This is a genomic window from Pontibacter sp. 13R65 (assembly GCF_047525655.1).
Classification (GTDB): Bacteria; Bacteroidota; Bacteroidia; order Cytophagales; family Hymenobacteraceae; genus Pontibacter.
In genome coordinates, this window is the sequence record NZ_JBLIQL010000001.1 from 404,221 (window position 1) to 424,140 (window position 19,920).

At 47.0% G+C, this 19,920-nt stretch carries 16 protein-coding genes; 12 read left to right on the forward strand and 4 right to left on the reverse strand.

What is annotated here, in order from left to right; all coding sequences use genetic code 11:
* Positions 1 to 7: 7 nt before the first annotated feature.
* From ACMA1I_RS01825 to hscA, 6 genes are all read left to right on the forward strand, one after another.
* On the forward strand, positions 8 to 997 hold the full coding sequence (locus ACMA1I_RS01825; protein WP_337066518.1) for a DNA-directed RNA polymerase subunit alpha: 990 nt from the start codon (positions 8 to 10) through the stop codon (positions 995 to 997).
* A gap of 70 nt (positions 998 to 1,067) precedes the next feature.
* Entirely contained in the window at positions 1,068 to 1,586 is a 519-nt protein-coding gene (gene rplQ, locus ACMA1I_RS01830) for a 50S ribosomal protein L17 (protein ID WP_337066519.1), read from the forward strand.
* Positions 1,587 to 1,661: 75 nt separating this feature from the next.
* Positions 1,662 to 2,768: a glutamine-hydrolyzing carbamoyl-phosphate synthase small subunit gene (carA, locus tag ACMA1I_RS01835; protein WP_337066520.1), complete on the forward strand. Its 1,107-nt coding sequence runs from the start codon at positions 1,662 to 1,664 to the stop codon at positions 2,766 to 2,768.
* Positions 2,769 to 2,786: 18 nt separating this feature from the next.
* Entirely contained in the window at positions 2,787 to 4,064 is a 1,278-nt protein-coding gene (gene eno, locus ACMA1I_RS01840; RefSeq protein ID WP_337066521.1) for a phosphopyruvate hydratase, read from the forward strand.
* Positions 4,065 to 4,155: 91 nt separating this feature from the next.
* Positions 4,156 to 4,455, forward strand: coding sequence for a septum formation initiator family protein (locus ACMA1I_RS01845; RefSeq protein WP_337066522.1), 300 nt, complete (start codon positions 4,156 to 4,158; stop codon positions 4,453 to 4,455).
* 465 nt (positions 4,456 to 4,920) lie between these two features.
* Positions 4,921 to 6,783, forward strand: a complete 1,863-nt coding sequence (hscA, locus tag ACMA1I_RS01850; protein WP_337066523.1) for a Fe-S protein assembly chaperone HscA — start codon at positions 4,921 to 4,923, stop codon at positions 6,781 to 6,783.
* Between the two features lie 141 nt (positions 6,784 to 6,924).
* On the opposite strand, the gene ACMA1I_RS01855 is transcribed toward hscA, so the two are convergent.
* Positions 6,925 to 7,263 carry a hypothetical protein gene (locus ACMA1I_RS01855; protein WP_337066524.1) on the reverse strand — a complete coding sequence of 113 codons (339 nt, stop codon included), beginning with the start codon at positions 7,261 to 7,263 and terminating at the stop codon, positions 6,925 to 6,927.
* A 9-nt stretch (positions 7,264 to 7,272) separates the two neighbouring features.
* The gene (locus ACMA1I_RS01860) at positions 7,273 to 8,340 is read right to left on the reverse strand and encodes an Ldh family oxidoreductase (protein ID WP_337066525.1); all 1,068 of its coding nucleotides are present in this window, start codon (positions 8,338 to 8,340) and stop codon (positions 7,273 to 7,275) included.
* Positions 8,341 to 8,536: 196 nt separating this feature from the next.
* On the opposite strand from ACMA1I_RS01860, the gene ACMA1I_RS01865 reads away from it, so the two are divergent.
* Complete coding sequence (locus tag ACMA1I_RS01865; RefSeq protein ID WP_337066526.1) at positions 8,537 to 10,912, forward strand: hypothetical protein; 2,376 nt, start codon at positions 8,537 to 8,539, stop codon at positions 10,910 to 10,912.
* A gap of 60 nt (positions 10,913 to 10,972) precedes the next feature.
* Here the strand turns inward: ACMA1I_RS01865 and ACMA1I_RS01870 are convergent, their stop codons facing one another.
* On the reverse strand, positions 10,973 to 11,926 hold the full coding sequence (locus tag ACMA1I_RS01870) for a phosphatase (RefSeq protein WP_337066527.1): 954 nt from the start codon (positions 11,924 to 11,926) through the stop codon (positions 10,973 to 10,975).
* 198 nt (positions 11,927 to 12,124) lie between these two features.
* Complete coding sequence (locus ACMA1I_RS01875) at positions 12,125 to 13,009, reverse strand: class I SAM-dependent methyltransferase (protein WP_337066528.1); 885 nt, start codon at positions 13,007 to 13,009, stop codon at positions 12,125 to 12,127.
* Between the two features lie 106 nt (positions 13,010 to 13,115).
* Here ACMA1I_RS01875 and dapF point away from each other — a divergent pair, with 106 nt between their 5' ends.
* The 5 genes from dapF (at position 13,116) to ACMA1I_RS01900 (ending at position 19,830) form a co-directional block, all read left to right on the forward strand.
* Positions 13,116 to 13,889, forward strand: coding sequence for a diaminopimelate epimerase (dapF, locus tag ACMA1I_RS01880; protein ID WP_337066530.1), 774 nt, complete (start codon positions 13,116 to 13,118; stop codon positions 13,887 to 13,889).
* A gap of 25 nt (positions 13,890 to 13,914) precedes the next feature.
* Complete coding sequence (locus ACMA1I_RS01885; RefSeq protein WP_337066532.1) at positions 13,915 to 14,430, forward strand: GNAT family protein; 516 nt, start codon at positions 13,915 to 13,917, stop codon at positions 14,428 to 14,430.
* Between the two features lie 728 nt (positions 14,431 to 15,158).
* Entirely contained in the window at positions 15,159 to 18,530 is a 3,372-nt protein-coding gene (gene secA / locus ACMA1I_RS01890) for a preprotein translocase subunit SecA (protein ID WP_337066533.1), read from the forward strand.
* A gap of 132 nt (positions 18,531 to 18,662) precedes the next feature.
* Entirely contained in the window at positions 18,663 to 19,325 is a 663-nt protein-coding gene (gene deoC, locus ACMA1I_RS01895) for a deoxyribose-phosphate aldolase (protein ID WP_337066535.1), read from the forward strand.
* Positions 19,318 to 19,830, forward strand: a complete 513-nt coding sequence (locus tag ACMA1I_RS01900) for a sporulation protein (protein ID WP_337066537.1) — start codon at positions 19,318 to 19,320, stop codon at positions 19,828 to 19,830. The genes deoC and ACMA1I_RS01900 overlap by 8 nt, the downstream gene beginning before the upstream one ends.
* Positions 19,831 to 19,920: the final 90 nt, after the last annotated feature.

The following is a 19,920-nucleotide window of genomic DNA, read 5'->3' on the forward strand; positions in this document are numbered from 1 at the left end:
TGCAAGTATGTCAATATTAGCATTTCAAATGCCAGAGAAAGTTGTAATGGAAAAAGCCGACGACTTTCATGGTTTATTTGAATTCAAGCCGCTTGAAAAAGGTTACGGTGTAACCATCGGTAATGCTCTGCGAAGGATCCTGCTTTCTTCATTAGAAGGATATGCAGTTACTAGCATACGCATACCTGGTGTACTGCATGAGTTTTCGTCTGTTGAAGGCGTTGTTGAGGATGTTTCTGACATTATCCTTAACATGAAGATGGTTCGCTTCAAAAAAGTAAGCGACATGGTGGATGATAAAATCACCGTTACCATCAGTGGTAAAGATACTTTCACTGCTGGCGATATCGATAAGTTTACATCCAGTTTTGAAGTATTGAATCCTGATCTTGTTATCTGTAACCTCGATAAGAACATGACTTTAGAGGTGGAGCTTACTGTTCAAAAAGGCCGTGGTTACGTGCCAGCTGAAGAGAATAAGCCTGCAGATCAAATCTTTGGACTTATTGCCATCGATGCTATTTTTACTCCAATCAAAAACGTGAAGTTTAGCGTTGAAAACACTCGTGTGGAGCAAAAGACGGATTACGAAAAACTTGTGCTTGATATCCAAACTGATGGATCTATTCATCCGGAAGATGCGTTAAAAGGTGCCGCCAATATTTTGATCCAGCACTTTATGCTCTTCTCTGACAATACAATGACTTTTGAAACAGCTAAGCCTGAGGAAGAAGAAGTTGTAGATGAAGAACTGTTGCATATGCGCAAAGTTCTGAAGACTTCTCTTCAGGATATGGACTTATCTGTTAGAGCATATAATTGCCTTAAAGCTGCAGACATTAAAACTCTTGGCGATTTGGTAACGCTTGATATCTCTGATATGATGAAATTCCGTAACTTTGGCAAGAAGTCTTTAACAGAGCTTGAAAACCTTGTTCAGGAAAAGGGCTTAACCTTTGGAATGGACCTTTCTAAGTACAAATTAGACGAAGATTAATAATCATACGGCATAATTCCCGATCCCTGTTCAGGTTGATCGACGGTATGCACGTGCACAATTTATAATAATGAGACACGGTAAAAAAGTAAATCACTTAGGAAGAACCGCTTCACACCGTAAGGCAATGCTGTCTAACTTGGCAGCATCCCTTATCATGCACAAGCGCGTATCAACTACAGTAGCTAAAGCTAAGGCACTTCGCAAGTATGTGGAGCCTTTGCTTACAAAATCTAAAAGCGACACTACGCACTCCAGAAGAACTGTTTTTGCCTATTTGCAAGACAAGGAGTCTGTAAAGGAACTTTTTGATATAGTATCCGAGAAAATTGCTGCCAGACCAGGTGGTTATACCCGCATTCTGAAAACTGGTTACAGACTTGGTGACAACGCAGAAATGTGTGTGATTGAGTTAGTAGACTTTAACGAAGACATGCTGGCTGCAACTGCTGCAACGGCTGCTGGAGCTAAGAAAACTCGTCGTCGTGGTGGTAAGAAAAAAGGAACTGAAGGAACAGAGGCTGCTGCTGATGCTACTTCCACTCCTGAAGTTGAATCTACTAATGATGAAACTAAAAGTGCAGAATAAGCATTTTTATAAATAATTTGAAAGGGACACGGCGGAAGTCGTGTCCCTTTTTTATTTTTGCATGAAATAATAAAGATGAAGAAACAAACAACCACCGATGCAATCCTTCTTTTAGAAGACGGAACCGTTTTTAACGGCAAAAGCCTGGGACTTATTGGAACAACTGGAGGCGAGTTGTGCTTTAACACGGGAATGACCGGCTATCAGGAAATTTTCACCGACCCATCCTATTTCGGCCAGATCGTAATAACCACTGTATCACATGTGGGGAATTATGGTGTGCAGGCTGAAGAGGTTGAATCTGGAAATGTTCAGATAAAAGGCTTGGTATGCAAAGACTTCTCTCATTTCTTCTCTAGAAATACAGCAGAAGGCTCTCTTCAGGAATATTTTGAAAAATCTGGTATTGTTGGAATCTGCGAAATAGATACAAGAGCGCTTGTGCGCTACATTCGCGATAAAGGTGCGATGAATGCCGTTATTTCTTCTGAGACTACTGATTTGGAAGTTCTGAAGGAGAAATTAAAAAGTGTTCCTAACATGAAAGGCCTGGAGTTGTCTTCTCATGTGAGTACAACTTCTGATTATGAGGTAAAACCGGAGAATGCAAAATATAGAGTAGCTGTTCTAGATTTAGGTATTAAAAAGAATATAATTAATAACTTAGTGTCGCGGGGCTGCGAAATAAAGGTATTCCCTTACAATACGCCATTCGACGAAATGGAGAAATGGAATCCTGACGGGTATTTTATCTCTAACGGCCCTGGTGATCCGGCTGCAACTACTGAAGCTGTATTGAGTGTTAAAAGAATGTTGGAAGATGAAAAACCTTTGTTTGGAATATGCTTAGGACATCAGGTACTGGCGCAGGCAAATAACATCCCTACTTACAAAATGCACAACGGCCACAGAGGTCTCAACCACCCAGTAAAAAACCTAATTACCGGCCGTTGCGAAGTAACTTCTCAGAATCATGGTTTTGTGGTAGATGGGGAGGCTCTTAAAAATCATCCTCAAGTAGAAGTAACACATATCAACCTAAATGATAATTCCATCGAAGGTATTCGTGTGAAAGGTAAACCAGCCTTTTCCGTACAATATCACCCTGAGTCATCTCCAGGTCCGCACGACTCTGAATACCTCTTCGATGACTTTGTTGCATTATTAGAACAAAATAAGTAAAACTTAAAAACGAAAACCATGAGCTTAATCACTGACATCAAAGCGAGACAGATATTTGATTCAAGAGGTAATCCTACGGTAGAAGTAGATGTAATAACAGAAACTGGTGCACTTGGTCGTGCTGCTGTTCCTTCCGGAGCATCTACAGGTGTGCACGAAGCAGTTGAGCTTCGTGACAACGACAAAAGCAAGTACATGGGCAAAGGCGTATTACAGGCTGTGAAGAATGTAAACGATAAAATTGCCGAAGAACTGGTAGGATTCTCTGTTTATGAGCAAAACCTGCTCGACAAGATCATGATCGAGTTAGATGGTACTGCGAACAAAAGCAATTTAGGTGCTAATGCCATTTTAGGTGTTTCATTGGCAGCGGCTCGTGCTGCTGCGCAGGAGTTGAACATGCCACTTTACCGCTATGTAGGTGGTGTGAATGCCAATACGCTTCCTGTGCCTATGATGAACATCCTGAACGGTGGTAGCCATGCTGATAACTCTATCGACTTCCAGGAGTTTATGATTATGCCGGTTGGTGCTTCTTCTTTCTCCGAAGCGCTGCGTATGGGTACAGAGGTTTTCCATCATCTGAAAAATGTACTCAAGAAACAAGGACTTTCTACTAACGTAGGTGATGAAGGTGGATTTGCACCAAACATTGCTTCTAACGAGGATGCTATTAAAGTGGTAATTCAGGCTATCGAAACAGCTGGTTACAAGCCAGGCGACGATTTCATGATCGCTATGGATGCTGCCAGCTCTGAGTTTTACAATGCCGAAACTGGTCATTATCACTTCAAAAAATCTACTGGCGATAAGCTTACTTCTTCTGAAATGGTTAGCTTCTGGGCTGATTGGGTTAAAAAATACCCAATCATTTCTATTGAAGACGGTATGGCAGAAGATGACTGGGATGGCTGGAAGCAGCAGACAGTTGCTATCGGAGACAAATGCCAGCTGGTAGGTGATGACTTGTTTGTAACCAACGTAACGCGTCTGCAGCAGGGCATAGATCAGAATATAGCAAACTCTATCCTGATCAAAGTAAACCAGATCGGATCGCTTACAGAGACTATCAACGCGATTAACCTGGGCTTACGCCATGGGTATAAGAGCGTAATGAGCCACCGTTCAGGCGAAACAGAAGACAATACTATTGCTGACTTAGCAGTAGCATTGAACACAGGTCAGATTAAGACTGGTTCAGCTTCTCGTTCTGATAGAATGGCCAAATACAATCAGTTGCTTCGTATAGAAGAAGAACTAGGTGAAACAGCTTATTTCCCTGGAAAGAAGTTCTAATTACCGAACCTGAAAAATAAATAAGGCTAAGGCTGTGGGTTGTAAGGCTCACAGCCTTATTTTTGTATAAGTACCAAAAGTAGAGCGAGCTATGAAGAGGCATATACCTAAATTTTTCCGGAATTTTTATTTTGTAACCACGGCACTTTTTTTGGTTTGGATGTTCTTCTTTGATTCGAATGATTTCATTACGCAGTATCGCATGAGTAAGCAGCTTAGCGAGAAAGAGGAAGAGAAACAGTACTACCTCGATAAGATAGAGGAGGTTGAGAAAGACCGTCGGGAGCTGATGAGCAACCCGGAACTGCTCGAAAAATTTGCACGTGAAAAATACCTGATGAAGCGCCCTGGCGAGGATGTCTTTATTATTGTGCCTAAAAAGAAAGAATAACCCTTCTGTGGCCTAGACCCTTTGATTCCCAAAATACCTCCGGAAGGCTCATTTCATTAGCGGAATTTAAGTGCTGGTATTGGCCGAACTGTAATTATTAAAAAGAGAGGAAGACCTTGCAGCGGCCGCAGCTCCTGCAAGCGTATGGGATAAGCAGAACGAAAGAAGAGTACCTGCCTGATAGAAATAAAATCAAGTATCTAGCGCTTAAAATCTCTGAAACGCCTCCGGAAGGCCTTTTTCATTAGCATAATTTTGTGGTTGCTTTGTTTTCAGCTGAAAGGGTGGAATCCGCAAAGCACCCGTTTCTTTGCAACATAGTCTGCAACCAACCAATTCCTCCTCAGCAAAAAGCACCTTCGCGGCCCTGTCTTTTCCTCTGCAAACCTCACTTCCCAAATTATTTGTAACTTTACACCATCATGCTGTTGCTTAAGTAGTAGCGGCTTCATATATACAGATACTATGGCAAAAGTTGCAATAAACCTTTCTACGGGCGCGCTTCAACAAGAAGAGGTAATTGTAGGAATAGATTTGGGAACCACCAACAGTCTGGTTGCCTATATACATCCCGAAGATAAAAAAGCGATCGCGATCAATGACCAGGGGCGTGGCACCATTGTGCCGTCGGTGGTGCATTTTCCTAAAAGCGGTGAGGTGCTGGTTGGAAACGAGGCAAAAGAATATCTTATAACAGACCCGGCTAACACTATTTATTCTGTTAAACGCCTGCTGGGCAAATCTTACAAAGACCTGGGTGAGCACAAAGAATATTTCGGGTACAAAATAATCGACGACGACAGCGAAGGCTTGGTGAAAATCAGGGTAGGAGACAGGTTCTTTTCCCCTATAGAGCTTTCGGCTGAAATACTGAAGGAGCTGCGCGAGCGGGCAGAGCACTCTTTAAAAACACCTGTGAACCGGGCCGTTATTACCGTGCCTGCCTATTTTAACGACTCTCAGCGTCAGGCTACCCGCGATGCAGGCAAACTGGCTGGGCTGGAGGTGCTACGCATCGTTAACGAGCCAACAGCGGCCGCTTTGGCCTATGGTATTGGTATTGACCCTGCCGAAGAAAAAACAGTAGCTGTGTACGACCTTGGCGGCGGCACCTTCGATATATCTATTCTCAGTATTCACCAGGGCATTTTTGAAGTCCTCTCCACCCACGGCGACACCTACCTGGGAGGCGATGACATGGACCGCGCCATTATCAACCATTGGATAGAGGAAAACCAGCTGCTGGCCGATACTGTAAACACCGATAAGAACCTGTCGCAGGAGTTGCGCCTGAAAGCGGAGGAAGCCAAGAAAGCTCTTAGTTCGCAGGAAGTTTATACTAGCAGTATTCTCGGTAAAATCAATTGCCACCTGGAGCGCCATACCTTCGAAACCTTGATTGCCCCCATTGTGGCTCGCACCATCGAGAGCTGCCGCCAGGCCATGGCCGATGCAAAGCTAACAGCCGAGCAGATAGACGCCGTTATTATGGTAGGAGGGTCCACGCGTGTTCCGTTGGTGTATGAGTCGATTTCCGGTTTCTTCGGAAAATCCGCAAACAACACGCTTAACCCCGACGAAGTAGTAGCACTGGGAGCAGCCATCCAAGCCGACATATTGGCCGGAAACCGTAAGGACATTCTCCTGCTGGACGTAACGCCGCTTACCTTAGGCATAGAAACCATGGGTGGCCTGATGGATTCCATTATTCCCCGCAACTCAAAAATACCGACCAAAGCAGGCCGTCAATACACTACTTCGATAGATGGGCAGGTAAACATGAAAATATCAGTCTACCAGGGAGAGCGCGATCTGGTAAAAGAGAACCGTAAACTAGCCGAGTTCGATCTGAAAGGGATTCCTGCCATGCCGGCCGGTTTCCCGAAAGTAGATGTTAATTTCATCCTGAATGCCGATGGCATTTTAAAGGTAGAGGCAGTGGAGCTACGTTCTGGGGTGCGCCAGGAAGTAGAAGTAAAGCCGCAATATGGTCTTACCGATGAGCAGGTGGAACAGATGCTGATGGACTCCATTACCCACGCCCGCGATGATGTTTCTGCCCGCATGGTAATAGAGGCCCGCACCACCGCCGAGCAGATGCTGTACCAGGTGGAGCGCTTCCTGGAGAAAAACGGGGAGCACCTGACTGAAGAAGAAATAACCCTGACCAGAACCAACGTGCAGAAGTTGAGAGATGCCTTGCCAACCAACGACAAGGACACCATTCTGCGAGCCGTAGATGTGCTGGAGGAGCAGACCAGCCCCTTTGCAGAACGTGTTATGCAGATCTCTATCAAAAAGGCGATGGCCGGAAAGAAGATAGAATAAACCACTTGTTTTAAATGTTAAAAGGCTTTCCTCTCGGTGTGCAGCACCAGAAAGGAAAGCCTTTTTTATGGATATGACTTCCAGAATTATTTTAATGAAAGTACCCTTCCGGAGGTAATTTGGAACTAGACAGGCCGAGGGTTAACTGAAAAGCTTAAGCACATACTGGAGCAGGTTCACGTTGAGATAAAGCAGCGTAATGGCCACGATGATTCCTACCAGCACACCGGCGTAAGGAGCATCCTGTTCGCGCACCTGCCTTATACCCCAGTACACATACGCGACCAGGGCCAAAGCGCCATAAACCAACAAAAGCACCTGCACCCCTACCAGCACCTGCACCGTGGCAATGCGCCAAAAATAGTTAGTAGCCAGCCAGACTACATTTAGCAGCCAAACCAGCAGGAGCATAAAAATGCTGCGGTTGGTGGAGCTAAGCCCCAGCCTGATCAGAAGCTTGCCTGCTGTGCCAGTTGCCATTGCCAAAACCTAGAATTGCACACTAAATCTTTTCCCGAGCTCCTCCAGGTCGCGCTGTACAGGCGCTAGCAACGGAATGCCTTTTTTAAGGCGGCTAGCTGTTATTTCGCGTTCCGGGTCACCGGGAATCAAAACTGCTTTCTGGCCCTTCTTTACCTTTGCGTTTCGGAAAGTGGCAATCCAGTTATCCATGTGTTGTTTAAACTCCTCGGCCGGACGGAAAGCATCTACGCGCATGGCACCCAAAAAGTGACCAATGCCTTGCCCCACCAGGTTATCGGCTACTGGCAAAAAGCTTACAAAAGGAGGTACCCAAGGGCCATAGTTCGCACCCGACAGCACCGCCGAAAAAATATCTACCACCGATGAAAGCGCGTAGCCTTTGTGGCTACCATGCAGTCGGTCGCTGCCCAACGGCAACAAGGCGCCTCCCTCTTTCAGGGCATGGGCGTCTCTTGTAGCCTCACCATCGCTGGTCTGGATCCAGCCTGTAGGGGCTTTCTTCTCTTTGCGCTGCAGAATCTCCAGCTTACCATTGGCAGCTGCGGCTGTTGCCAGGTCGGCTACAAAAGGTGGCTGATTTTGTGTAGGTATGGCTACCGCAATAGGGTTAGTGCCAAGCATGCGCTCGGTCGAAAAAGTAGGAGCAACCAGTGGCGAGGCATTCGTCATGCTAATCCCAATCATATCGTGCGAAAGGGCCTGCATGGCATGGTAGCCGGCAATACCGTAGTGGTTGGAGTTTTTTACTGAGACCCAGCCAGTTCCCACTTTCTCCGCCTTAGCAATGGCAATATCCATAGCACGTGGAGCTACCACAAGGCCCAGACCTGCGTCGCCGTCTACGGTGGCGGTGCTGGGCGTTTCGTGCACTACCTGTATATTGGGCTTCACATTTATACGCCCCGCCTCCCACAGCCTCACATAACCACTAAGCCGGGCTACGCCATGCGAATCAACGCCTCGTAAATCGGCCTCTAAAAGTACAGTGGTGGCTAGTGCTGCATCGGCAGGAGGGCAGCCCATGCTCAGAAATATGTTCTGGGTGAAATCAAATAATTGTCGGTAAGAAAACATAGTGTTATAAGGGTGCATTTCAGCATGCAAATTAATAATTATTTACACTGATCAGGCAGTAGTCTGAAGATCTTCCTGTTAGTCGATAGAAATTGCCTGTTCTTCTAGGAGAATCTGGTTTTTTATATATTTATAATATAAACTGCAGATGTGGAACAGATTTTGTCTTTTGCTCAGGTAGTTAAAGACCATCACCATGAAACAAGCTCTACTTCTGACCTGGCTATTTCTGACTGCAGCCGTGCTGCAGGCGCAGACAAAGCTGGCATTCGATGAAACCCTGCCAGAAGCCTACCTGATTAAAAAAGGAACCAGCAGCTCCACCAGCCAAAACAATATTAACAGTATGGTTAACCTGCTGCAGGGTAATGTTACCACCCAAACCGGCGGCAGACCAAACCGTGTGCCGGAGTTCGTGGTGCGGTTCAGCCAGCATGCCCGCATTACCGACCAAGGAGATAAACTGCATGTAAAAGTGCTGCTTAATAAGTTTTCGGTAACAGGCAATGTAAACTACAAAGGCTTTGATATCGGCAAGGCACTCTACCCTGAAAAACTGACCTATAAAATTAAACATCTGCAGGGGCAGCAAGTGCTGAAGACCTACACCGGAACCCTTCCTCTGGATAGGGAAGAGGTGATACTGCTGGATGTAACCGTGCCAGACACAGCAACAGGAGCCAGCTACAAACTGGTGGTAGAAGAAAAGGAGCTGCAGTACTCTGGCAACAGCCTGAACAGGTTGCAGGAGCACTTGAACCTGATTCATGAGTATTATGCAGCAGATGCCACGCTTAATACAGTGCAGCAAAATTTAAATAAAATCAATCCCGGTGATGTAGATCGCATTATGCAGCACGATCGTAATCTGCGCGATATAGAATCCATCTTTGCCTCCTTACATACAGGAGCCTTCTACAAAAAACTGAACCTGAAACAAACCGACCCGCTACACCTGATCATTCGTTTAGACCGATTTGAACAGCAAATGTCAGAAAGTCGCAAAGCTATTGCTTTTGCTATTTCTACCCTCGATCAGCAGTTTTATAACAAAGGTATCAGTCTGATGAGTAGTGGCAACAGACGTGCTGCCCAGGAGTATTTTCTACGCTCTGTGGAAGTGAACCCTAACTTTGCGCCTTCGCACCTGGAGCTGGCCCGCATCGATTTTATGAATGGCCATATAGGGGAGGCAACTGCCAGAACAAAAGACTTGCTTACTAAAATGCGCATCGATCCGCAAACGCAGCACCAGGCCTTAGGACTTGCCCACGACATTTACAGCACCTATATAAACGAAGGTAACCACCTCACCAGCCGTGGCGACTACCGTACTGCCATGGCCGCCTATGCTGATGCCCGGGCCATGTGCAGCACCATAGGAGGGGTGCGCTGCAACATGCCTGCCCTGAACGATGGTGAGGGGCAGGCAATATATGGTGTTTACAGAAGCATAATAGACGAAGGCAAGCGCCTGCTGGCTGCCAACAACCTGCAGCGTGCAGAAAAGGTGGCAGGCGCGGCAATGGCTTTTCAGCGGCAATACGATTTTGTGCTACACGATGCACCGGAGGCCTTAGAACTGCAGAGCCAGGTGAAATACCAATACTATGTGCTTTTCATCGACAAAGGAAAAACCTACCTGAACGAGCGCAACTTTGCTAATGCCCTCAGCCAGTTTGAGGCGGCACTGGAAATGGAGCAGCAGTATGGTTTTCAGCGGGTGCCGGAGTTAGGGCAACTGGCGCAGCGGGCGGCAAAACCTGTGTTGCTGGCTAACCTGAACCAGGGCTATGAGCGGGCTGTTAGCAACAGGCTCACCGATGCACGTGCTGTGGCTTCGGCTGCCGTTGCCATGCAGGCACGCTATGCACTGGAGCACGATGCAGAGGTGCTAAGCAAGTACAACCTGCTGCGCGACCGCATCTCTACTCAGGAATGCATCAACAGTCAGACAGCTTACGATGGGCATATTCAAAGAGCAAAAGAACTTATCCGCGACAAAAAATATCTGGCTGCCGACAAGGCCTATGCCGCCGCTCTTCATGCTGCCGAGGCAAATACGCAATGCGGTGTTGCTACCTATTCGGCATTAGATGGACGGACAGAAATAGCCGCTGCTGTTACCTACCAGCGCATGCAAGAAGACATAAACCGTTTTGTTGCCAGCACCAGGTACATCGAAGCAATTGAGCGCTACAATGAGTCAGAAAAATATTACCTGGCCAACCAGGTAAACCGATTTGGTCTGAACCATATTTCCTTGCTGAATTTTGCGAAGAACAACACCAAGCAACCTTTTACCGCTGCTGTTGCTAATTATTTTGCATCGAAAGGAGAAGAAGCCATTAGTATTCAGCTGCTAACCACGCTGCTGGACAAGGGCTATGGCACCGGTAAAACCAAAAAGCTGCAGCAACAAATTGGCATGCAACTCGCCCTGAAGGATGTGCAGCTAAATGTGCAGGAAAATGCTAAGCTGGCTGCCGCAAAACACACCCAAAATCACAAAAAGCTAAAGCAACTGGCCAAAGCCTACGAGAAGGAGCGCAAGCATTTGGCGAAGGGTTAAGTTTTTAATTTTGAATGAGGGAGTGAGTGATTTTTTCTAAACATTCTCTCATCCTCTCATTCAAAATTTACTCATTCCCTCATTCAAAATTAAATCCAGCACCCCTTCCTTTAGGGCAAATGCCGAAACCCGTATTTCCTCTAACTGATACTGCTGTAGCACAAAGTCGATTACAATGCCTGCCACCACAATCATATCGACGCGCATTTCCAGCATACCGGGTATGGCCAGGCGCTCGGAGTGGTTCTTATGGAGCAGTTGCTGGTAAATTTGGTAAAAATCAGATAGTGCCAGGGCAGAGGCGGGTGGGGGAGAAGCTTCTTTACGCCAGGAGTTGCCCTTGCTCTGCGCATCTATGTCGCAGAGTGTATCGAAAGTGCCGGAGGAGCCTACTAGCACAGTTGGTTTATGTAAGGCAACAGCCTCCGTGAGCGGCTGCAGTTTTTCCTGCAGGTATGCTTTCTCAGCGGCTACACTTTCCGGAGCTATGGGGTCTTGCAGGAAGAACTTGTCCATGAGGCGCTGTGCCCCAATTTCAAAGCTTCTTTTCCAGAAAATGTTATGCGCATTACAGATAATAAACTCTACACTGCCACCGCCTATATCTATAATCAGCGCGGTCGATTCATCTAACACACCGGCTGATCTTACACCGTAGTAGATTAGCTCTGCTTCGCGGTCGCCGTCTATTACTTCTACCAGTATGTTTGTCTGTTGCAGAATATCCTGCACAAAAGCCTCTCCGTTGGCAGCGCTGCGCACCATGCTGGTCGCCATAGCCCGTACTACCTGCACCTCATGCGCATCTATCTGCCTCCTGAAATCTTTTAAAGTATCTAAAGCGCGTGCATAGGCAGCAGGGGCAATAGCTCCGTTGCTGATGCCCCCCTGGCCGAGGCGCACCGGCAGCTTCGTCTTTACCAGATCTTTTAGCGAGCCATCTGCACCTACCTCCGTTATCTGCAGGTGAAAGGTGTTGGTGCCCATATCGATAAGAGCTATTCGTTTATTCATTTCTGAAGTGAGAGAATGAGTGGTTGAGAGAATACAATGTCTACTAAAACACTAAATAGTATTTGCCGTGGCCGGGCGAAATTATTGTAATGAAAAAGCCCTTTCAGAGAAAAAACCGGCAAAATCAGCCAAGGGGTAGCCTCGAAAATAGAATCTCCTATTACACTTGCATCTGAAATCTATAATCCATCATGTAACTCAGGATTTAAACCTGAAAAACGTGCCGAGTGGCAGTTTGCGCTCTCCCTTGTCCTGCAGGTAAATTTCGCCTAATTCTTCGTTTTTGATCTGCTCGCCAAAGGTCTGGTGCATCAGGTTCTCCAGTATCAGAGCTGAAAAGCCGAGGGAGTACAGGTTTATGAGCAGGAAGTAATCGGTTTTATCGAGCATCTGGTGGCAAAGCTTTATGAGTTCATTCAGCTCGTCTTCCAGTTGCCACTTTTCCCCGTTCGGGCCACGGCCATAGGCAGGTGGGTCCAGTATAATGCCGTTGTAAGTGTTGCCGCGCTTCACCTCACGTCGTGCAAACTTCATGGCATCTTCCACAATCCAGCGAATGTTGTCGAGGTTGCTGGCTTCCATGTTGTCGCGGGCCCAGAAGTTTACTTGTTTTATAGAGTCGAGGTGCGTAATGTCGGCTCCGGCTGCTTTGGCTGCCAGGGAGGCGGCACCGGTGTAGGCAAACATGTTCAACACTTTTGGCGGCTTGGTTTGCAGGCTGCGGGTGGTATCGTAAATAAACTGCCAGTTAGCATCCTGCTCAGGGAACAGCCCCACATGCTTAAACGAAGATAGCCCCAGCCGGAAGCGCAGCTGCATATCTTTGTACTGGTAGTTGATGTGCCACTGCTCCGGCATTCCTTTTTTCAGCTGCCACTGGCCCTTCTCCGAGCTGCCTTTGTCGCGCTTAAACACAGCCTGCGCCAGACGCTGCCACTCCTGCTCTGGCAGGTGCTTGTCCCAGATTGCCTGCGGCTCCGGCCGTGCCACATAATAAGCTCCAAAACGCTCCAGCTTTTCGAAATTCCCAGAATCTACTAGTTCGTAATCTGGCCAGTTTTCGGATGTTAAAAAGGAATACATATCTTTGTGAATTATTTCTGACAGTGTGCAATATTTGGTAAAAGTACTACTATTACCTTGAACCTGAAAAAATGCACGCAACAGCTGTTTTAATTGTTTCAAATTTATGGCAATAAGCTTTTTTAAATATCAGGGTACGGGCAACGATTTTGTGATGGTTGATAACCGGAAACATAACTTCCCTGCCGAAGACGAGCAATTGGTAAAAAACCTGTGCGACCGCCGCATGGGAGTGGGGGCCGATGGCCTTATTCTATTACAGGATCATCCGAGCTACGATTTTGAGATGGTGTACTACAACGCCGATGGCAGGGTAGGTTCTATGTGTGGCAATGGTGCCCGTTGCACGGTTCGTTTCGCCAGACACTTAGGCGTAATCGAAGATGTGGCTTGCTTTTTGGCAGCTGATGGCGAACATCAGGCCAGTGTGGAGCGCGATCTTATTCATCTGAAAATGAATGATGTAAACGGCGTAGAGCGAATCGGAGACGATTATTACCTAAACACCGGCTCCCCGCACTATGTACGATTTGTAGACGATGTGCAGGCACTGGATGTGTACAAAGAGGGCAAAGCCATTCGGTACAACGAGCGTTTTGCAGAAGTAGGAACGAACGTGAACTTTATCCAGCAGCTTTCGGAAAACGAATTTTTTGTGCGCACCTACGAGCGTGGTGTAGAAGACGAAACACTTTCCTGTGGTACCGGTGTTACAGCCTGTGCGTTGGTGGCAGGTTTGCGTGGCATCAAAGGGCCGGTTAAAATCAAAACATTAGGTGGCGACCTTGAAGTTAATTTTCAGCACGAAGCAGATAACTTCCATCATATTCACCTGATCGGACCGGCCAAGCAAGTATTTACCGGCACCGTCGCGTTATAATTAGTTACTGTAAATCCAGATCGATATGTTGCTAAAGTCAGCCCATGTTTACCTTCGGGCTTTAGAACCTGTAGATCTGGATTTTTTATTTGACCTCGAAAACGACACTAGTGTGTGGCAGGTTGGCAATACCCTCATGCCGTACTCCAGGTTTGTGCTGGAGCAATACCTCGAAAATGCCACTCAAGATATTTTTACGGTAAAGCAGCTGCGTCTTGTTATCTGCACCCACCACCACAGAGCCGTGGGGGCCATCGATCTTTTCGATTTTGAGCCGCAGCATCAGCGCGCAGGAATTGGCATTGTGGTTTCCGGAGCCGAACGTGGTAAAGGATATGCGGCTGAGGCACTAAAGGTATTGTTAACGTATTGCCAACAGATTCTGCAACTCCACCAGGTATACTGTTCGGTAACCGCCTCAAACGAAGCAAGCCTGCACCTGTTCAAAAAAGCTGGCTTTACAGAAATAGGAGTCCGGAAAAATTGGCTGCGCACACCTGCTGGCTGGCAGGATGTAATCGAATTTCAGAAGTTGCTCTAGAAAAGGCACAAGACTTTTTCAGCAGAAGGTTTTTGAGTCTAGAGACTTAAGTAAATTTAGATTGCGCGACAATTCTATTTAATTGTATTGCGGCAGGCAATTACAGGGCAGAAAAGGCAGCCAAGTGCACAAATTGAAAATAAACTGTTTGAGCGTGCAGCGAGTGGGGGTAGGGGCCCTTGATTTTTATTTTCTTGATTTTTGGTTCTTTTTGTATCAAGACAAAAAGAACAAGTAAGCCAGCTATGCAATAACTTCAGCCTGATGAAGAGGTAAACAGCAGCTATGCGAACTTAGAATAAACTGCCAGTAGCAGAAGCTATTGGATCTCGCCCACAAGATCCCTTAGGGATGACAAAAAGTGTAGCTGAAGAAGAAAAGAAATCTGCTACCACACAACCTGAATTATTCTAATGAAAATACCCTTCCAACGGATTTTTACCTTACTTCAGGCTAAGGCTCTTTAGCCCGGAAACTTTCCCGCCAAACATAAATCTCTCGGTTAGAGAACTTCTGCCACATTGCCCCATGTTACCAATATTGTCAGGAGAGAGGCAAGCCCCTGCAAATGAAAAACAAGCAGGGTTTTTTCTTTCGGAAAATCTGACAGTTGTCAGCAGAAATCGCAACTTGGTATTGTTTTCGTACTGATAGTAAGATATATCAGAAAAACACCTTATTTTTGACGATATTGCGATTAAAGATATTCATTTAAATACTCCTATAGAATGCTTGATTTTTTCGGTAAAACCGTTGCGAAACTATTCGGAACAAAATCCGACAGAGATATAAAAGAGGTTGTACCTTACGTAACCAAGGTGAACGAAGAGTTTGCCAAACTGGCCAGCCTCACAGATGACCAGTTACGCCTGAGAACAACCGAGGTAAAGGGCATCATCGATGAGCGCTTAAAGCCGATAGATGATCAGATTGCTGGCCTGCATAAGCGTGTGGCAGATGAGCCGCAACTAGACATTGTGCAGAAAGAGAATATTTTCTCTGAAATTGATGAGCTGGAGAAGAAACGTAACAAAGAGCTGGAGGTAGTACTGCTGGAAGTGCTGCCAGCCGGTTTTGCTATTGTTAAAGAGACAGCTCGCCGCCTGAAGGAGAACAAACAATTAGTGGTAACCGCCACCGACATGGACAGAACCATAGCGGCCCGCAAACCAAACGTGCAGATAGAAGGCGACAAAGCCATCTGGGCAAACAAATGGCTGGCTGCCGGCAACGAAGTTACCTGGGACATGCTGCACTACGACGTGCAGCTGATAGGTGGTGTGGTATTGCACCAGGGTAAAATTGCGGAGATGGCCACTGGTGAGGGTAAAACATTGGTAGCAACTCTTCCGGCCTTCCTGAATGCACTTGCTAAACGTGGTGTGCACGTGGTAACGGTAAACGACTACTTGGCTAAGCGTGACTCTGAATGGATGGCGCCGCTCTTCGAATTCCACGGTCTGACCATCGACTGCATCGACAGGCACCAACCTAACTCCGAAGCCCGCCGCAATGCCTACCGAGCCGACATTACCTATGGCACCAACAACGAATTCGGTTTCGACTACCTCCGCGACAACATGTCCAGGGAGCCGCAGGACCTGGTACAGCGCAAGCACCATTATGCCATGGTCGATGAGGTGGACTCTGTATTGATTGACGACGCTCGTACCCCACTTATTATTTCTGGTCCGGTACCTCGTGGCGATGAGCATGAGTTCTACCAACTGAAGCCACGCATTGCTATGCTGGTGGAGGCACAGCGTAAAGTGGTCAACAATTTTCTGACAGAAGCTAAGCGCCTGATCAAAGAAGGAAATACCCAGGATGGCGGTCTTTCGCTTTTCAGAGCGTATCGCGGTCTTCCTAAAAGTAAGCCGCTGATCAAGTTTCTGAGCGAAATGGGGAACAGGGCTGTTATGCAGAAAGTAGAGAATCACTACCTGCAAGATAACTCCCGCATGATGCCGGAGGCCGATGAGCCGCTATACTTCACTATCGATGAGAAGCATAACCAGATAGAACTAACCGAGAAAGGCATCGACCTTATTACCGGCCAGGGCGAAGATCCGAACCTGTTTATTTTGCCAGATATTGGCATGGAGATCGCCAACATCGAAAACAACAAAACCCTGAACGAAGAAGAGAAGCTGCATGCGAAAGAAAAGCTGATCGCCGACTTCCAGGAAAAAACCAAGCGTGTGCACACTATTAACCAGTTGCTAAAAGCTTACACGCTGTTTGAAAAAGACACGGAGTACATTGTAACGCCCGACCACAAAGTTAAAATTGTAGATGAGCAAACAGGTCGTGTAATGGAAGGCCGTCGTTACTCCGATGGTTTGCACCAGGCTATTGAGGCGAAAGAGAACGTGAAGGTAGAGGATGCCACCCAGACCTATGCTACGGTTACACTGCAGAACTACTTCCGTATGTACCACAAATTAGCTGGTATGACCGGTACTGCCGAAACAGAGGCAGGTGAGTTCTGGGACATCTACAAACTGGATGTGGTGGTTATACCAACCAACCGCCCTATTTCCAGGAAGGATGAGCACGACAAGGTATATAAAACCACCCGTGAAAAATACAATGCCGTAGCCGACGAAATCGTAGAGCTTACTCAAAAGGGTCGTCCGGTACTGGTAGGTACTACTTCGGTAGAGATTTCGGAGCTGCTAAGCCGCATGCTGACGCTTCGTAAGATTAAGCACCAGGTACTGAACGCGAAGATGCACCAGCGCGAAGCTGAGATTGTGGCCGAAGCTGGTAAGCCAGGTACTGTAACCATTGCCACCAACATGGCCGGTCGTGGTACCGACATTAAGCTGGCTCCTGAGTCTAAGGCTGCCGGAGGTTTGGCGATTGTTGGTACAGAACGTCACGAATCCAGACGGGTAGACCGTCAGCTTCGTGGTCGTGCCGGTCGCCAGGGTGACCCAGGTACTTCTCAATTCTTTGTGAGCTTGGAAGATAACCTGATGCGCTTGTTCGGTTCCGACCGTATTGCCCGCCTCATGGACCGCATGGGCCTCGAAGAAGGTGAAGTGATTCAACACTCCATGATTACCAATTCCATAGAGCGTGCGCAGAAGAAGGTAGAAGAGAATAACTTCGGGCAGCGTAAGCGCCTGCTGGAATACGACGACGTGATGAACGCACAACGTGAAGTTGTGTACAAGCGCCGCCGTAATGCCTTATATGGTGAGCGTCTGGAGCTTGATATCTGGAACATGATCTACGACATCAGCGAAGACCTGGTAGTTAATTTCAAAAACACGGTCGACTACGAGAACTTCGAACTGAGCATTATCCGCATTTTTGGCTATAACACTGCCATTACGGAAGATGACTTTAAAGCAACGCAGGCAAACAAACTGGCCGAGCGATTGTATAATGAGGCTCTGAGCCACTACCGCACTAAAAACAAGCAGATAGCGGAGCAGGCTTACCCGATCATCACCGATATTTACCAGAACCGTGGACCGATGATCGAGAACGTGGCAGTGCCATTCACCGATGGCAAGCGCCAGTTGGCAGCTGTGGCGAACCTTACCAAAACGTATGAGTCGCACGGTGCAGAACTGATCCGAGCCATGGAGAAGATTATTACGTTAGGTACCATCGACCAGGCCTGGACCGACCACCTGCGTCAGATGGATGACCTGAAGCAGACAGTGCAGAATGCTGTGTACGAGCAGAAAGACCCGCTCTTGATTTACAAGTTTGAGTCATTTGAGCTGTTTAAGCGCATGATTGGCAAGGTAAACGAAGAAACTGTTTCGTTCCTGTTCCACGCCTTTATTCCGATTCAGGCACCGGAGCAGGTGCAGGCTCCTCGTCCGCAACCTAAGCCTAAGGCACCGGTACTGCATGAGCAGAAAGAGGAGGTGCACTCATCGTTGGAAGGCAGCGATGGTTCTACCTCTATGCCAGCGCCAGAACCACAACGCGTTATGCCAGCTCACTCCCAAAAAGTAGCAGGTAGAAACGATCGTGTGAGCGTGCAATACAGAGACGGCCGCGTAGTAAAAGACGTTAAGTTTAAAACGGTGGAGAAAGATCTGCTGGATAATAACTGTGTTATAATAGAAGAATAAGATGCCATCGCAAAAAGCCACTATGCCCAGTTGGGTGTAGTGGCTTTTTTGTTTTCATAAAGCCGATGGCACTATGTATGGCTACATGTATAGCTCCTGAAGGCCAAAAACGGTAGCATAATTTAAGAAAACATGTCCGGATCCGATTTAGCTTCTTATATCGATCATACTATACTCAGACCTGAGGCAACCGCCGAGCAGGTAGAGCAGCTGTGCCAGGAAGCCAGTTTTTATGGTTTTGCGGCAGTGTGTGTAGCGCCCTGTTATGTGCAGTTGGCACAGAAGCAGCTTGGCCCGGGAAGTTTGGTGAAGGTGGCTACCGTGGTAGGCTTTCCACTGGGTTACCAGCACCACAAGGTAAAGCTCCTTGAAACACACCAGGCCATTGAGGACGGTGCCAATGAAATAGATGTGGTCATGAACCTGTCTGCTTTCAAATCAGGAAATTACCAGGAAGTGCAAAATGAATTGGAGGACCTGGCCAAGTTCTGCCATCTGAAGGGAGCTGAGCTAAAAGTAATTATAGAAACCGCTCTGCTCACAAACGAAGAAATTGTAAAAGCCTGCGAACTTTGTGCAGCAGCCGAAGCAGATTATGTAAAAACATCGACTGGTTTTGCGGCAGCCGGTGCTAAAGTAGAGCATCTAGAACTTATGCGGCGTTCGTTGCCGCAGCATATCAAGATTAAGGCGTCTGGCGGCATCAAAACATTTGCCGATGCCGAAGCGTTAGTCAATGCAGGAGCGGACCGCTTAGGTTGCTCTGCCAGTATTCAAATTGTAAAGCATGAATAAAGTAAGTAACCTGCTGTATGCGCTGCTCTTTTTGCTGTTAACAGCATGTGGCGCCAGTTCCCGTACCAGCACCAGCGATGCTGGCAAAGTAACAGGCAAAACCAGAGTAGCCGAAGACCTGAGCGAGTACCGCCCAACTTACCCTGAGGCAGATATGGCAGGCGGTGGCGGTGCTGCTCCTTTAACGCCCACCAGCCATGTCAATAATAAGGTAGCCGCCCTGATGGATACAGTGGCCAGCGTTAACAGAAGTGTGAAATATGCCCAAGGCTATCGCATTCTGGCATACAATGGCTCAGAACGTCAAACTGTTATGGATCTTCGAAAAGCTATAATAGCCCGTGTTCCGCACGAAAAGGATTACCTGACATACCAACAACCCAACTTTAGATTAAAAATTGGCGATTACTTTTCTCGCATAGAGGCCCAACAAACTCTTAATCAGATCAGAGACTTGCTTCCCAATGCACAGATTGTTACAGATCAGATTAATATTAATAAATAAAGTAATCAGAAGCAGGTTTTGTTTTGAATATTATAAAAACGTTGTGATTTATCGTATGGATAACACAACGTTTTTTTATTTTGCAGTAAA